At 68.3% G+C, this 13,828-nt stretch carries 11 protein-coding genes; 3 read left to right on the forward strand and 8 right to left on the reverse strand.

The features are described 5' to 3' along the window. Positions 1–244: 244 nt before the first annotated feature. From NJ1_RS31290 to NJ1_RS39460, 8 genes are all read right to left on the reverse strand, one after another. Entirely contained in the window at positions 245–1,750 is a 1,506-nt protein-coding gene (locus tag NJ1_RS31290; protein ID WP_067701590.1) for a flavin-containing monooxygenase, read from the reverse strand. A 128-nt stretch (positions 1,751–1,878) separates the two neighbouring features. Next, on the reverse strand, positions 1,879–2,898 hold the full coding sequence (locus tag NJ1_RS31295) for an AurF N-oxygenase family protein (RefSeq protein WP_067701596.1): 1,020 nt from the start codon (positions 2,896–2,898) through the stop codon (positions 1,879–1,881). A 117-nt stretch (positions 2,899–3,015) separates the two neighbouring features. Further along, the gene (locus NJ1_RS31300; protein ID WP_067701601.1) at positions 3,016–4,431 is read right to left on the reverse strand and encodes a hypothetical protein; all 1,416 of its coding nucleotides are present in this window, start codon (positions 4,429–4,431) and stop codon (positions 3,016–3,018) included. A gap of 29 nt (positions 4,432–4,460) precedes the next feature. Then, positions 4,461–5,294, reverse strand: a complete 834-nt coding sequence (locus NJ1_RS31305) for an ABC transporter permease (protein ID WP_067701604.1) — start codon at positions 5,292–5,294, stop codon at positions 4,461–4,463. Further along, positions 5,291–6,292 carry an ATP-binding cassette domain-containing protein gene (locus NJ1_RS31310; RefSeq protein WP_067701606.1) on the reverse strand — a complete coding sequence of 334 codons (1,002 nt, stop codon included), beginning with the start codon at positions 6,290–6,292 and terminating at the stop codon, positions 5,291–5,293. Before NJ1_RS31310 ends, NJ1_RS31305 begins: the two co-directional genes overlap by 4 nt. Before the next feature lie 77 nt (positions 6,293–6,369). Continuing rightward, positions 6,370–7,686, reverse strand: a complete 1,317-nt coding sequence (locus NJ1_RS31315) for a glycosyltransferase (RefSeq protein ID WP_067701609.1) — start codon at positions 7,684–7,686, stop codon at positions 6,370–6,372. A 3-nt stretch (positions 7,687–7,689) separates the two neighbouring features. Then, on the reverse strand, positions 7,690–9,363 hold the full coding sequence (locus NJ1_RS31320) for a condensation domain-containing protein (protein WP_067701615.1): 1,674 nt from the start codon (positions 9,361–9,363) through the stop codon (positions 7,690–7,692). A gap of 138 nt (positions 9,364–9,501) precedes the next feature. Further along, on the reverse strand, positions 9,502–9,906 hold the full coding sequence (locus tag NJ1_RS39460) for a hypothetical protein (RefSeq protein ID WP_157574384.1): 405 nt from the start codon (positions 9,904–9,906) through the stop codon (positions 9,502–9,504). Between the two features lie 385 nt (positions 9,907–10,291). On the opposite strand from NJ1_RS39460, the gene NJ1_RS31330 reads away from it, so the two are divergent. From NJ1_RS31330 to NJ1_RS31340, 3 genes are all read left to right on the forward strand, one after another. Beyond that, positions 10,292–11,014, forward strand: coding sequence for a Mut7-C RNAse domain-containing protein (locus NJ1_RS31330; RefSeq protein ID WP_067701619.1), 723 nt, complete (start codon positions 10,292–10,294; stop codon positions 11,012–11,014). A gap of 151 nt (positions 11,015–11,165) precedes the next feature. Then, the gene (locus NJ1_RS31335) at positions 11,166–12,227 is read left to right on the forward strand and encodes a poly(ethylene terephthalate) hydrolase family protein (RefSeq protein WP_157574386.1); all 1,062 of its coding nucleotides are present in this window, start codon (positions 11,166–11,168) and stop codon (positions 12,225–12,227) included. A 125-nt stretch (positions 12,228–12,352) separates the two neighbouring features. Beyond that, complete coding sequence (locus NJ1_RS31340; protein ID WP_067701625.1) at positions 12,353–13,786, forward strand: serine hydrolase domain-containing protein; 1,434 nt, start codon at positions 12,353–12,355, stop codon at positions 13,784–13,786. The last annotated feature ends 42 nt before the right edge of the window (positions 13,787–13,828 follow it).

A 13,828-nucleotide genomic window follows, 5' to 3' on the forward strand; every position in this document is an offset into this window, starting at 1 on the left:
CCGTGCGGACGACCCGGCCGCGCCGCCTGCCGGACGCGGCCCTGCGCATCACGACCGCGGTGCACGCCGGAACCTCAGCGCACCTCTGAACCGCTCGCACATCACCACCCGTCCCGCACATCACCACCTGCCCCGCACATCACCACCTGCCCCGCACATCACCACCTGCCCCGCACATCACGAAGGGCCGCGACAGCGCCACGGCCCTTCGATGACCCTTGCGGTATTGCCGTCGCAATACCGTTCAGGCAGAACGCGATTCCACGGCGTCGGCCGTGACCCGCGCGCGTCCCGCGCGGGTGAACCGCAGGATGCCGTCCTCGATCGCACCCTTGCGCAGCATCGCGCGATCGCGGAAGTAGTTGTTGATGACCAGCCACGGCCCGCGGGTGCCCTGACGCGGCATGACCCCGTCGCCACGCTGGATGTACCCGGAGGTCAGCGCACCGCCCATGAGCGAGGCCTCGGACCGGTCGCCCTCCTCGGGTACCGCGACGACCTGCTCGAAACCGTTGTCGCGCATGTGGTTCAGCAGCCGGCAGAAGTACTCCGCCGCCAGGTCCGCCTTGAGCGTCCACGAGGCGTTGGTGTAGCCCAGGATCACCATAGCGTTGGGCACGTTGCCCAGCAGTGCGCCCTTGTACGCCACCAGATCCCGGGTCGCGAGCGCCTCGCCGTCCACCTCGAGCTCCGCGCCGCCGAGCATCTGCACGGTCAGGCCGGTCGCGCTGACCACGATGTCGGCGGGCAGTTCCTCGCCCGAACGCAGCCGGATGCCGGTCTCGGTGAAGGTGTCGATGTGGTCGGTGGCGATGGATGCCTTGCCGCTGCGCAGGATTCGGAACAGATCACCGTTGGGCACCACGCACAGGCGCTGATCCCACGGGTTGTACGAGGGCGTGAAGTGCCGCATGTCGATGTTCGGCCCGACCTGCGCGCGCACGGCGGCGAGCATGAGCTTCTTGGACAGCTTCGGGTTGGTGCGCGAGAGCTGGTAGCTGGCGCGCTGCAGTGCGATATTGCGCGCCCGGCCGGCCTTGTAGGCAAGGGCGGCGGGCACTTTCGCGAACTTGAGGCCGACCGCGACCGGATCGTTGGCGGGCAGCGCGGCGATGTAGGTGGGCGAGCGCTGCAGCATGGTCACATGCTCGGCGGTGCCGCTCATGGACGGAATGAGCGTGATGGCCGTCGCGCCACTGCCGATCACGACCACGCGCTTGCCGGCGTAGTCCAGATCCTCGGGCCAGTGCTGCGGGTGCACGATCTGCCCGCGGAACTTGTCCTCGCCGGCGAACTCCGGGCGGTAGCCCTTGTCGTAGTCGTAGTAACCGGTGCAGCCGATGAAGAAGTTGCTGGTGTAGGTCTCGTCCTCGCCGGTCTGCTCGTTGCGCACCTGGACGGTCCACAGGCTGTCCGCGCTGGAGAAGCTCGCCTTGACGACCTTGCGGCCGAAACGAATGTGATCGGTGACGCCGTACTCCGCGGCGGTGTCCTCGACGTACTGGCGGATGTGCGGTCCGTCGGCCAGCACCTTGGTGCCGATCCAGGGCCGGAAGCCGAATCCGAAGGTGTACATGTCGGAGTCCGAGCGGATGCCGGGGTACTTGAACAGGTCCCAGGTGCCGCCGATGGCGGTACGCCGTTCCAGGATCAGATAGCTGCGCCCGGTGTCTTCCTTGGTCAAGTGGCAGGCCATGCCGATTCCGGACAGGCCAGCGCCGATGATCAGTACGTCGACATGCCGCGTCATCGAGGTTCTCGTTTCGTGTCGGTCGCGCCCGGGCATCGTCGCCCGGACGGTCCCGATATTACGTGTTATCCAAGGTTACGTCTACTGAGGGTGGGTGTCCACGTCACACTCGCCCCATCAGGCACGATTCACGCCGCGCGGACCTGCCCGGGGCGATCGGGCTCCGAGCGATAGCGGGTACCGGGACCGTCGATGCGCAGCGCCTTCCAGACCGCTTTCGACACCGGATTCAGCAACCCGATCCGCTTGGCGAGCGAGCGCACGTCGGCGTAGTAGCCCGCGAACGTCTCCCGCGAATCGGGCAGGCCGAAGAAGACGTCCTTGCGCACCTCGCGCGGAATATCGAACTCACGGAAGAAGGCGCGCGGCGGCACGATGATCGCCCGGCCACCGATCCACATGACGATCGGGAAGGCCAGCGACAGCACGAACTTGTTCACCGCGTTCGACTGCGGCACATGGTGTTCCAGGAACTCGTGGGCGAAGGAGATGTGCCGGGCCTCCTCGGCGATGTGGATCGCCATCACACCGCGCATGATCGGGTGGATCTGTTCGCCCGCGCGCAGGATGCCCTTCTGGATGTGGTCGATCGGCTCCTCGCCGGACAGCACCGCCATGAAGAACAGATTCGGGAACACCGAGGCCAGCGGCGGCACCAGATAGGTGAGCTGGCGGATGATCGGCCCCATACCCGGCACGTCGATGCCGATCCGGTTCACCATCTCCTGGAACATCAGGGTGTGGTTGCACTCCTCGATGACCTCGTGGGTGCAGTACCGGAACTCGCGCGAACCGTTGGGCAGTTTGAAGGTGTGCTGCATCATCCCGCCGATGAGCAGCGTCTCGAACTGCAGCCCGACCTTGGCGATATTGGCCTGCCGCCACATGCCGATCTCGATCTTCCGCGCCTGCGACAGGCCCTGATACCAGGCGTGGCGGGCGAACATATCGCCGGATTTCGGCAGGATCCAGCGCGGATCGTCCGCCGTCACCGCGTAATCGGGGTTGTCCCAGTCGATATCGGTGAAGGGATCGAAATGCTTGTCGACCGATCCCTGGGACAGCAGCAGCAGCTTCTCGGCGTACGCACGCGCGAGCTCGAGGTCGGAATCGGTGGTGGTGGCGTTTTTCGCAGGTGCCGACGTCATTGTCCTGGCCCTTTCGAGGGAAGCAGTTATCTGTTTCCCATCGTCACACTTACATCCGGGGGCGTCAATGGAAATCGCCCCCGAATCTCGCGTTCCGGCGGCCGGCGCCGCGCCGCGCTAGCTCCAGAACCGCGGCCGCAGACCCCAGGCGCAGAACTCGCGGGCCACGTGGTCGCGCAGGAAATCGCGACTCGGGAAGCGATCCGGATCCGCACCGGTGATCGCCAGCACCACCGTCTGCCCGTCACTGGACCAGGACAGGTTCAGCCCGACCTCGATCCGCCGGAACATCTCGACATCACCGGTGCGCACCACCGGGCGCATCAGCACCGCGCCGGCCCGGGCACCGCCGATGGTGGCCACGCTCTGCCCGGTCTCCCCGAGATTCGTGCACAGGCACTCGGGCGCCTTGGCGGTGCGCGAGAAGTAGCTCAGCACCGCCCGGGGCAGCATCATCTGAACTGGTTGCAGGTGCTGCAGAGCCGGCGTGGTGGCCGGATCCGCGTAGGCCCGAGCAGCCTGTTTGATCGCGGCCCGGACATCGGCGAGATCGGTCCGCGCACCGGCCCGATAGGGAACGGAGATCGGCAGACCTGTGGTGGCATTGGCACGCGGATCCTCCGGGGTGCGCAGGGAGTGCGGAATGTCGACCCGGACCTGCGCCCCGTCGGGAACCCGGCCCGAACGGCCCAGAATGCCGACCGCGACGCCGACCATGAGCCCGTTCGAGGTGCCGTGGTGGGTCGCGGCCGCCGTATTCCATTCGGCCAGATCGACTTCCACCACCAGGCTCGCCGCGGAGTACCGATCCGGTAGCGGCAGCAGCGGTTCGGCCGGGCGCGGATTGCGAGCGGGCTCCTGCACGCCGCGCGCCGCGACGGCCGCGCGGATTCCCCGTGCGGCCGCGCGCAATTGACCGGCGGCGTCGGCGATATGGCTGCGCCGCAGGCCGGTTCGCGGGGTATCGCCCACCAGTCGTCCCGCGCTGGTGGCGGCGTCCGGCGGCAGCCCCGCCTCGAGTCGCCGCAGCGCGTCCCCGACCGCGTACAGCACCGCGCCGCCGTCGGCTCCGACATGCGAGGTCACCAGCGACACCAGTGTGCCCCCGGCGTCCGTCGGCGCGGCCGAGAGTCGCCACACCCGGCCGGTCCGGGGATCGAAGTCGACCTCGCTCTGATCGAAATACCAGTCCAGCACGCGATTCTCGGGCACCGGCTCGTCCTGCCACGCCGGCGGGAGGGAATGCTCGGCCCGCACCCACCACGGCCGGGCGAACGGCACCGAGGTCTCGATCACCCGGCGGGCGAGAAACCCCTGCGCGAGCTGGGCGTGGAACTGCTCGAGCACCGTTCGGCCGAGGGGTTCGTCGAAGCGCCATGCCAATTGGTTGACCAGCATATTGCCGTACAGATCGTGCAGTTTGAGGAACAGATCGTCATCGGCGGTGAGCCGATTCATCGCGGCCGATGACGAGATCGGCGGCAGCGCACGGACAGCGGGGGCTTCGTGGCGGGGTGCGGCGGTGGAGGTCATGGTGGCTCCTTTCGGGTTCCGGCCTCGGTTCAGCGGTTGCGCAGGGTGCGGACGGTCAAGGGCGCGAACACGATCGCGACGAGCACGGCGGCGCCGGCCGACCACACCACGTCCGATCCGATGTGCCCGGTGTCGGCGAGTTCGCGCACCGCCGCCACCAGATGCGAGACCGGGTTGTAGTCCGAGACGTGCCGCAGCCAGGCCGGCATGGCCGCGACCGGCACCAGCGCGTTGGAGGCGAAGCTCAGGAAGGTCAGCACCAGCATCGACATACCCTGCACCGCTGCCGGTTTGGCGATGGTGACGCCGATGAAGGCGAAGATCCAGCTCATCGCCGTGGTGGCCAGCACCACCAGCAGCGCACCGGCCAGCAGCCCGGCGGGATGCTCGGGTCGATAGCCCATCCCGTAGCCGACGATGAGCACCATGACCGCGGCGATCACGTAGCGGGTCGCACCGGCCAGCAGCGCACCGGTGACCGGCGCGGATCTCGCGATCGGCATGGAGACGAACCGATCGAACACCCCGGACCGAATGTCCTCCGAGAGTTGCACTCCGGTGGCCACCGAGGAGGTGAGCACGATCTGCACCAGCACGCCCGGCACCAGCGTCGGCAGGTAGGCGTGCAGGCTGCCCGCGATGGCGGTGCCGAACACATTGCCGAACAACAGCGGTCCCACGATGGGCAGCAGGATGGCGTCGTAGAGCAGCTGCGGGCTGTGCCGGAAGGTTCGCATGCCGCGCTCGGCCATGATCAGCGCCTGGATCAGCGAGTCGCGCAGGCTGATTCGATGGATGCGGGGACGCCGCTCGATCAGCGGAGCCGGCCCGGCGAACGCCGGTGCCTCGGAGACCATCGTCATGGCGTGACCGCCTTTTCTGCCGGGTGTTCGGTGAATTCGGCCGGGGGCAGCGCAGGCGCCGCCTTCGGCTGAGTGAGGGCGAGGAAGACCGCGTTGAGATCCGGGCGGTCGACGGCGAAGCCGCGCAACCGGATACCGCTGGTGCGGCAGGCGGTGAGCACATCGGCGGCACTCTCGATGTCCCGCAGCGGAACCGAGAGCGTGGCGGGGGTGTCACCGTGCAGCGGTGTGCTTCCGGTGATCCGTTCGACGGCCGCGTCGGCGAGCGAGCGCTGGCCGGGATCGACCAGATCGATCCGCAGCACCTCCTCCCCCACCGAGGATTTGAGTTCGCTCGCGGTGCCTTCGGCGACCACCGCCCCGTGGTCGATGACCGCGATCCGATCGGCGAGCGCGTCGGCCTCCTCCAGGTACTGGGTGGTCAGCAGGATCGTCGCGCCGCGATCGACCAGCCCGCGCACCACCGACCACATGCGCTCGCGGGTGTGCGGGTCGAGTCCGGTGGTCGGCTCGTCCAGGAAGATGAAGGGCGGCAGCGTGATCAGCGTCGCGGCGAGATCCAGCCTGCGTCGCATACCGCCGGAGAAGGTCGTGACCCTGCGCTGGGCCGCGCCGGTGAGCTCGAACTCCTCGAGCAGTTCCCCGGCCCGCCGGGCCGAGGCCTTGCGCGAGAGCCCGAGCAGCTGCCCGAAGAGCCGCAGATTCTCCACGGCGGTGAGGTTCTCGTCGACCGCCGCGTACTGCCCGGTCAGTCCGATCATGGACCGCACCGCCGTCGCCTCGCGCAGCACATCGTGCCCGAAGACGGTGGCGCGCCCTCGATCCGGCCGCAGCAACGTGGCCAGCATGCGCACGATGGTGGTCTTGCCCGCGCCGTTCGGCCCGAGCAGACCGAACACGGTTCCCGCCTCGATGCGCAGATCGACCGCGTCCACAGCGGTCATCGAGCCGAAACTCTTTCCCAGTCCCTGGGTTTCGATGGCGATTTCGGTACTCACAAGTGCTCCTCGAGATCCAGCGGCCGCGTACCGGCGGCGCTATCGGTATCCGCTCCGATCGGGAGCGGTGGGCGAATTCAGCTGTGCGCCCGGGACACAGCCGCGTCACCTCCCGTTGCGCTGGACGGCAGCGCCGTGCGGGCGCGAGTGTGCATCGATTCGATGACCCGCACGGCCCGCAGGACGCCGTCCTCACGGAAGCGCAGCCCGTACGCCGAGGCTCGCAGCACCACCTCGGGCTCCAGTGCCCGACACAGCAACCGCTCCAGTCGATTCGCGTCGATGCGATCGAAGGGTGCGGTGACGCCGAGTCCGAGCGCCTCGAGCTGTCGCCCCCAATACGGCTGATCGGCCTGTACCGAGCAGATCACCGAGGGCACTCCGGCACGCAAGACCGCCGCCGTGGTCCCGGCGCCGCCGTGGTGCACGGCGGCCGCGCACAGCGGCAGCACCGTGCGGTGGTCGAGCTGCTCGACCACGGCGAGATCCGCGCCGACCCGAGGCCGGAACATGCTTCCCACCAGCAGGATTCGCCGACCGAGTCGACGACCTACCTCGCGGGTCAGCGATTCGAGCGCATCGGGATCGGTGACCGGCATGGACCCGAACCCCACGTAGATCGGCGCGCTCCCCGCGATCAGCCACTCCCGCAGCTCGGACTGCACGGTGCCACCCGCATCGGGCACCACGGGGAATCCGGTCACCGGGGCGCCCGCGAGCTCGTCGACGAGTCCGGGGAACAACTCTGCGTCGTAGGCCTGCACCGCGATCCGTTGCGGCGCTGCAGGATCGACCGGGCCGAGCGGATCGGGCCGATGGACCCGTTCCGGCGTCCGGGTCCCGGCTTCCGCGCGCAGCGCCGCGATCTCGGAGGCGAGCGCCCAGGACCGGGCCCGGTTCAGCGCCTGCCACCCCCGGCGGTTGACCACACCGGGCAGGCGCCGACCCCATGCGGTCGGCACGACCGGGACCGCGCGGTTGGGCAGGATCGGGAAGAAGTGCATCGCGGCGAGCGGAACCGCCCGTGCGCGAGCGACTTCCGCCGCGATCTCCTCGCACGCCATGCCGGTGACCAGCAGGTCCGCGTCCGGTGCGAGGGCGAGCAGATCGCGGGCGGCCTCCCGGAATCCGCGTCGTTGCAGATCCAGGGTGGCGCGCACGCGCGCGAACGGGTCGAGTGAACCGAAGCGAGGGTCCTCGCGCTGCGTTCGGAGCAGGACGTCGCTGTCGAGTCCGAAGGGTTCGGCCGAAACACCCTGGCCGGTGGCGAATTTCACCAGATTGGGCGAGACCGCCAGGATCACCCGATGGCCGCGCCGTGCCAGTTCCCGCCCGAGCAGCACACCCGGCTGCGCATCACCCCTGCTGCCCGCGAACGCGAGAAGGACCCTCATGACTCACCGCCTCGCCGGTACCGAAACCAGTGCGGGCTCATGTCCGGAGTCCGTGACGGCCGCCGATGTCGCGACCGCGGCGGCGTCACGCTCGGCGTCACGTTCCGCGGCGACCGCGTCGGCGGCCGCGGCGACGGCGGTCACCGCGGCGGCGATGCCCGCGACCGTCGGAGTCGTGGTTCCGAGCGCCACCGAGGTGGCCGACGGGCAGGCCGGGCCGAGGTCGGCGGCGATGACCGGCGTGGGGTTCGGAGCGGCGGGGACGGTGTCCTCGATCGGCTGGACCTCTTCGACGGGTGGCAGGTCCCGGCCGAATTCGCGCATGGCGCGGGTGAATTCGGCCAGGAACCGGTCCATCTCGGCGACCGGGAAGGTGGCCGGGAAACGCGTGGAGAGCCGCAGCCCGTCCGCGCCGCGCACCACCCAGAAGAAGACCTCGTCGGTGGAGTACGACTCCGCGCGCAGGGTGTGTCCGCGCAGGGATTCGACGAGTTCGTAGTCGGGCAGGACCCGGATGTCCAGGAAGGAGATGCCGAACCGGGGAGCGTCGTCGCAGTTCAGCAGCTCCAGCGCGCGGGTCCAGGTCGCGTTGTTGGCCACCCTGGTGCGGCGCAGTGCGGTGCGGGTGGACTCGAGCGAGGTGTCCACGTCCAGATCCGGGCCGAGCGTGATGTCCAGCGGCACGACGTTCACGAACCAGCCCATGGATTCGAGCCACTGCAGATCGGGGCGGGTGGAGATGGGCATGATGGCGCGCATCGAGATGTAGCCGAAGGCGCGACGGTACGCGATGGCCAGTGCGGTGAACACCGCCACCGAGAGGCGATGTCCCCGCGCGGTCAGCGCGGTCTCGATCTGTTCCAACTCGGTGAGCGACAGTAGTTTTCGGGAGATGCTGGTCTGGGGAAGGGCCGTCGCGTGCGGCTCGGCGGAGGCGATCGCGGGTTCGAAGCGGGGCAGCATGCCGCCGGATCCGCCGAGGAACCGTCGCCACAGTTCGACCGATTCGCATTCGGGGGTGAGGGCGGCGGCGGTGCTGCGCTCCAGGGTCGCGAAATCCGCCGAGCTGCCGAAGGTCGGCGATTCGCGCACCGCCTCACCTCGAGTCACCGAGCGGTACATCGCCCGCAGCTCCAGGATCACGATGGCCTGCGAGTAGGCGTCCAGCACCGAGTGATCGGCGGCGATCAGCACGGTGAAGTCGGCGGTGTCGGCGTGCTCGACGGTGGCCAGCAGGCAGTGCGGCCAGACCAGCGGCGAGAGTTCGAACTCCAGGGCCTCGCAGAGGTATTCGGTGATCGCGCCCGCATCGGTGATCGCGGGCACCGGCTCGCCGATGATGCCGACGGCCGCGGGGGCGCACACCAGACGCTGCGGTTCCGCACCGTCCCGGCAGTTCAGCGTGGTGCGCAGGCCCTCGTGGCGCACATGCCACAGGCGCACTGTCTCACGCCAGTGCTCGGCGTCGTACGGGGCGTCCATCTCGAACACGGTGCCGATCCAGCGCCCACGTCCGGGGCGGGGATCGGTGGCATCGGTGCCCAGGCAATGCCGCACGTGCACGCTGGCCAACGGCCGCTCATCGGCCGTCCACACGTGATCCGCGGCGAGTTCCGCACGCCAGAGCGTGAGCGAACCAGATCGAAGTGAAAACTCGGAAAGGTGGGTGTATTCCATGACAGCGTCCTCATCGAATTTCTTGCCAGAAGAGCGAGCGATCGAATTTCGTTTATATTCTGCTCAAACATTCGTTATGAGCAGAACGATCATAACGATCGCAATCATTTTGCCGGATCGGCGAATTGGCAGCAATTGCTACTTCGCGCCCGACGACCCAGCGCCGGCCGCGGCGCTTCCGGATCCCAATGCCTGCGCCAGAGTTCCACCGGCCTGCGCCGAACCGCTGGCCGCGCCGCTTCCGGTGCCGAGTAATCCCAGCACGGTTCCCGGACCGGGCAGCAGTCCGGCCAGCGAGCCCGCCGCGGAACTGCCGGTCCCGAGCCCGCCGAGCACGCCCGCACCCGTCGCACTACCGGTTCCCGCGGCTGCGCTACCCGTTCCGAGCAGGGGAAGAACGCCTTGTGCGGAGGAACTTCCCGAGTCGGCGGGGGTCGTGGCATCGACCCCCGCCGGCTCGGCGGTAGCCAGGGCGGGCACGAGGAATGTCGTGGCGACAGCCGCCGAGACGTATGCCGCACGGGTGATTCGAGATAGTTTCACGGCCCGATTTCCTTTCGACCTTCATCAGACAAGTGCGCCGGAATGGCGACTCGGTTGGAGCGGCAGGTCGAGTGTGCGGCGGCGACTCTGCCGAGAATGGCACGGTCTCAATGACCTGCAAGCCAAGAAAAACACCAAATTACGACTTGCGCAACTCATAGAATCGCAAACATTAGGTTAACGGCGAAGCTCGAACTTCTTTCGATGTGCTCCAGGCCACTGCGCAAAAGAAATTGGTCCGTGATTCACTTTTCCCACTTCTCGCCGCGCGAAATTGGATCGGCGCGAGCACAATCCTTGACCCGAACCCGGCCGGACCCGACCGCCGACAACCCCGCCGGAAAACCACTGCCCACCGCACGCCGGTTTCCGAGATACTGACCAGGTGAACGACGGGGAGATCACGGTGCGGTTCGCACCCGAGCTAGGAGTGTTCTTCGGCCAGCGCGGCGGCGCGCCCGTGCGGCTGGACGGGTCGACGCTCGGTCACGTGGTCGAGTCGCTCGGTGTTCCGCTGACCGAGGTGGGCACGCTGCTGGTCGACGGGCGGCCGGTGCAGACCGGACACATTCCCGCCGACGGCGAATCGGTCACCGTCGCCGCGGTGCCGCGCCCGCGGCAGACGGTGGAACCCGTGCGCTTCCTGCTGGACATCCACCTCGGCACGCTGACTCGCCGACTGCGTCTGCTCGGGATAGACGCCGCCTACGAGAATCCCGACATCGGCGACGCGGCACTGGCCACCCGATCCGCCGCCGAGCGCCGCATCCTGCTCTCGCGCGACCGCGGATTGCTGCGTCGCCGCGAAATCTTCGCGGGCGCATACATTTACAGCCACCGCCCCGCCGAACAGCTGGACGACGTGCTGTCGCGATTCGCACCCGCGCTCGCGCCCTGGACCCGCTGCACCACCTGCAACGGCAGCCTCCGCCCTGCCGATGTTGACGTGGTGCGAGACCGCCTGCCCGACAACACCGGCCAGTCCTACGACACCTTCGCCGAGTGTGTCGAGTGCGGGCAGGCGTACTGGAAGGGTGCGCACCACGCTCGCCTCGACGCCATCGTCACCGACGCCCTGTCGCGATTCGCCGGCCCCCGGGCCGGATAGAGCGACCCCCTGCATCCCCACCGGATTCCCCGACCCGGCCGTCCAGACCCGTGGCACGTTGCCCATTGTGTCCCAGACAACTCTCGACTAGCCTCCTCTGAGACCAGTGAGTCTCACAACACTCGCGGGCCGCAGGGACGGAGGAACCTCGATGACGAGGACAACAGCATCGCGCCGCGCGATGGTGACAGCGCTGGCCGCGGCGATGGTCTTCACCGGATCGTGGCTCTCGGCCACCGCGAGCGCCGACGAAACAGCTTCGGGCACAACCTCACCCACTCCGCCGGTCGCGGAGACCGTCATTCCCGGCGGCACCGCTCAGAGCGTCTTCGGCGGCATGGGAACACATCCCGTCGCCACCGCCGTGCGCACCAATCCCTGCCAGGACTCCGTGGTGGGCATGTTCCAGCACATCGCCGTGCACCTGTTCGGCAATCGTGACGACATGACCTGCACCCAGGCTTTCCCCAACGGCCTGGAGTCCCCCGCGGGCGTGAACACCTACTACCCGGCCGACATCGCCGATCTGGGCAGCGCGCCGCTGATCGTGCTGACCGGCGGCATCGATGCCAATCCGGGCATGTACGACCGGCTCGCCCGGCAGTGGGTGAGCAACGGCTTCGTCGTGATGATCCCGTACGAGTGGTTCAACTCGCTGGCCTATGTCCCGGCGGCGGGCCTTGCCGTGGCCATCGCGGCGAATCGTGATCCGAGCTCACCGCTGTTCGGCCGAGTGGACCTGTCGCGCACCTTCGTCGCCGGACACTCGGCGGGCGGGGCGGCCGCACACCAGATCGCGGCGGTGCTTCCGGGCGTGGCCGGACTCATCGACCCCGCACTGCACCTGGCCGGGGTGCTGGCCATCGAACCCGGGCCGATCGGCGTGGGCGCGCTGCTCACCGTGCCGACCCTCTATCTCACCGGCATGAACGATTTCGTGGTCCCTGACTTCGCCTGGGTGCGCTGGTGGCAGTACAACCTGACCTTCAACGCCCCCTCCTGGATCGCGAATGCTCGTGGTGTCAGCCATTTCTCACCGGTGGACGGCATCGACGCCTACCGCTCCTCCGGGACCGCCGTGGCCTGGCTGCGCTATCTGGCGTTCGGCGACGAGACCGCCAAACGCTTCTTCGTCGGCCCGGACTGGCTGCTGCCCGCGGACACGACGTACTACAGCGTCGAGCGCAATCCCCTCGCCGCCGCACTGCGCTGAGCGAATCCGGCGCGGTCCGGAGCCGTACCACCACCCGCTAGGCCACCGGCCCATCGAATCCCCCGGGTCCCCGCGCCCCGGAGCCACCGAATCACGCTGTGGCCGAACATGACTCAGGAAGACCGATGACACCATCCAACCGGCGCCTGTCGCAGGCCGCGACATTCCTCACCGCCGCGCTGACCGTCGCGGCGTTCGTGACGCCCGCGGTCATAACCGGCGCGGTGAACACCGCCACCGCCGCGGCCGATCCGGCAGTCAGCTCGTGCGCGGACCCGCAGGGCGCGAACGCTTTTCAGCGCAGTGATCCCGCCGCGAACGGCATCGACCCCGCTGTCCTGAACGACGCGCTCGACTTCGGGGCGAGCAAGGGCGCGTACGCCATGCAGGTGTACCGCCACGGCTGTCTGGTCGGGGACCGCACCGGCACCGGCAATCTGCCGCTGCCGCTTGCCAGTTCCAGCAAGGGCGTCGCCTCGGTCGTGGTGGGCCGGGCGATCAGCATGGGCTACTTCGGGCTCGACGATCCGCTCGGAAAGTTCTTCCCCACCGCCGATCCCGAGCACGCCGCGCTGACCGTGCGCCAGGTGCTCAACCAGACCACCGGCCTGCGATTCACCTGGGCCGCCGATATCGCCGCCATCACCACCGACGAGGTTCTGCAATCGCTGAACGATCCCTTCGCGTTCGAACCCGGCACGACATTCCAGTACAGCCAGGCGGTGCTGGCGCTGCTGCCGAAGATCGTGGAGATCTCCACCGGCACGGACTTCCAGGACTTCACGCAGCGAGAAGTCATGTCTCCCCTGGGCATCGACCGGGCCAACTGGGTCTGGCTGCGCGACCGCAGCGGGAACACGGCGGTCAACGGCGGACTCGCCATGCGCGCCGACGACGTCGCCCGGCTCGGTCAGCTCATGCTGAACAACGGCCACTGGGGCGATCGCGATCTCATCGACCCGGACTACATCCGGCAGGCGCGCCTGCCCACCGACGCCAACGGCGGCTACGGATTCCTGTTCTGGCTCAATGCGGGTGACTCGTACAAGACCGCGACCGTACCCACGGCGAAGACCTTCGAGCACCCGATGTTCCCGGGCGCACCACGGGACCTCTACTCCTTCGTCGGCGCGCTCGGGCAATTCGTGACCATCATCCCCAGCCGCGACATGGTGATCGTGCGCCTCGGCGTCCCGGGCGGCATCGACCCGGGCAATGTGCAGACCTCACTGGCCGCCGAGTCGAACCCCGACAACAAGGAATTGCTGCGCCGGGTGACCGCGGCCGTCACCGATGTGCCGGCCGAACCGTACGACGACCCCTATCGCTACGGCGACAACTTCGGACCGGTCATCGGCAGCCTGGACGACCTCGCCTTCTGGGTCGACCCGGCGCACGTCGCGGCGATCCTGCTCGGCGTCGGACCGTACTCCTCCACCCACTGCAATGTGCTGTGGTGCAACGGAAAACCGGTCACCCAGGACATCTTCGCCGCCATGCTGGACAGTGGCGGCCAGGTGCTGGCGGCCCTGCTCGCCCTAGGTCACGGGCAGCGCTGAATCGGGCAGCATCGATGCTGGATCGGGCACCGGTCGATGCCG

The organism is Nocardia jejuensis NBRC 103114 (genome assembly GCF_001613145.1).
In the GTDB taxonomy this organism is placed as follows: domain Bacteria; phylum Actinomycetota; class Actinomycetes; order Mycobacteriales; family Mycobacteriaceae; genus Nocardia; species Nocardia jejuensis.